This window comes from Mesorhizobium sp. B1-1-5 (assembly GCF_006443065.1).
GTDB lineage: Bacteria > Pseudomonadota > Alphaproteobacteria > Rhizobiales > Rhizobiaceae > Mesorhizobium.
This window is the reverse complement of sequence record NZ_VFWS01000539.1, coordinates 1-1,158: the sequence shown is the minus strand read 5'-3', so window position 1 is coordinate 1,158 and position 1,158 is coordinate 1. Positions and strand designations below refer to the sequence as shown.

The following is a 1,158-nucleotide window of genomic DNA, read 5'->3' as shown; positions in this document are numbered from 1 at the left end:
CATGTGACGCCACCGCCGAGCGCGAAGACGAGTTGGCCTTTGCGATGCCGATGGGAGGGGACTTCGGCCCTGGTTTCGGTAACGTCGACGCGCACGGCGATTGCCGGTGCGAGGACGTCATCCACATTGAAATCGAGCCATGGGTAACGAAGAGGTTGTCTCATGATTGACGGCTTTTAGCGATTAAACGCCACGATAGCTAAATTCTTCAAGCTGGAAGTCGATAGGTTCCAGCTTGCCCATGCACCCGGTTGATCAGGATGCCACCGCGCTTTGCATCCACAAACCAGCAGGAAGGTACGTCTCATGCTCGCCCTAGCCATATCTTCCGACAGCCCCGCCGGACTGACGCTTGCCGAGGTCGAGGACCCACGGCCTCTCGCAAACGAGGCGCTTGTCTCGGTCCACACAACCTCGTTGAATCGCGGCGAATTGCGCCTGCTCACCATACGCCCGGACGGCTGGATACCCGGCCAGGACATCGTCGGGATCGTCGAACGGCCAGCGGCCGACGGCTCCGGGCCAGCCGTGGGCGCCCGCGTCGCGGCCTTGGTCGACCAGGCCGGCTGGGCCGAACGCGTCGCGGTTTCGACCGACCGCCTCGCCGTCCTGCCGGATGAGGTCAGCTTCGTTTCCGCGGCCACGCTTCCGGTCGCGGGCACCACCGCGCTCAGGACTTTGCGCCATGGCGGCGACCTTGCCGGCCAACGGGTCCTGATCACCGGCGCAAGTGGAGCGGTCGGCCGTTTCCAGATCCAGATCGCGCGCGAACAGGGCGCGAGCGTGACCGCGGTCGCGGCCTCCCGGCATGGCGAGGATCTCCGCCGCCTGGGTGCCGGGCAAGTCGTCGAGTCGATCGAACTGGCCGTGGGGCCGTTTTCGCTGATTACCGAATCGGTCGGTGGCCAAAGCCTCGCCCACGCGATCGAACGCGTCGCTCCTGGCGGGACGATCGTCATGTTCGGCTCAAGCAGTGTCGAACTCACGCCAATTGGGTTCCGCCAGTTCGTTCCGGGTCACGAGGGGGCGAGGCTTCAGACTTTCGCCTACTACACGTCTGGCGCGGGCATTGGCTCGGACATCGCCTCGCTACTCGCTCTCGTTGCGGCCGGCCGGCTGGAAACCCGCGTCGCCCTGACCATGCCATGGACCGACATC

At 65.0% G+C, this 1,158-nt stretch carries 1 protein-coding gene and 1 pseudogene; one reads left to right on the top strand and one right to left on the bottom strand.

The features are described 5' to 3' along the window. Positions 1-164: pseudogene (locus FJ980_RS35720) on the bottom strand (AraC family transcriptional regulator); the annotation flags it as partial. 142 nt (positions 165-306) lie between these two features. Here FJ980_RS35720 and FJ980_RS33085 point away from each other — a divergent pair. Next, positions 307-1,158 (top strand): zinc-binding dehydrogenase (locus FJ980_RS33085; RefSeq protein ID WP_140547610.1); only part of this gene is annotated, 852 nt, incomplete at its 3' end.